Here is a 546-nt window from a genome sequence, read left to right as displayed (position 1 = left end):
ATGACCAAACGGGAATAGTTTTTGTATTTAGGGCGCACAAAAAGGAGGTTTTTTACCCCTATTTTTCAACTATTATGTTACTCTATAAGTGAAGCTTACAGGTGCCTTGCTTTTTATCTTTCTTTGGAACGTTCGATTGGGTCGGATGATGGATAAATGTTTGGCAATGTAGGTTTCTAATTGGAAGGAAGTGAGTTTGTCTCTAAGAAATTTTCGACAGGCATAAACAGCGTCTGAAAAACAAATTTTATAAGCCTGTTTTAACTTTGATGTTTTAATAGCAACGTGTGAGGTTAGCCATTTACAAACATTAAAATTGATAAAGCGAGCGTAGATTTCTTGGAGAATCCCTTCCTTCTTTTTTGCATGAAAATGAGTCAGACCGATACTGTATTTTAGGTCACGAAAACTGGTCTCTATGCCCCATCTGTAGGCATAGAGATCTTTTAATTTTTCTGGAGAATAATCGGTGTTTGTCACCAAAGTTTCAAAGAAACCTGGCTTGATTTCGAGACGCACCATTCGAAAATGAAGTTCGTAAAACTG

Annotated in this window: 1 protein-coding gene; it reads right to left on the bottom strand. The window is 36.6% G+C overall.

Going from position 1 to position 546, the window contains the following annotated elements; genetic code table 11:
* Positions 1 to 72: 72 nt before the first annotated feature.
* A partial coding sequence (locus F9856_RS12080) for a transposase (RefSeq protein ID WP_202106737.1) occupies positions 73 to 546 on the bottom strand: 474 nt, incomplete at its 5' end.

The organism is Streptococcus suis (assembly GCF_016743335.1).
Classification (GTDB): domain Bacteria; phylum Bacillota; class Bacilli; order Lactobacillales; family Streptococcaceae; genus Streptococcus; species Streptococcus suis_Y.
Note: the sequence above shows the minus strand (reverse complement) of the source record. Positions and strands in the feature narration are given on the sequence as shown.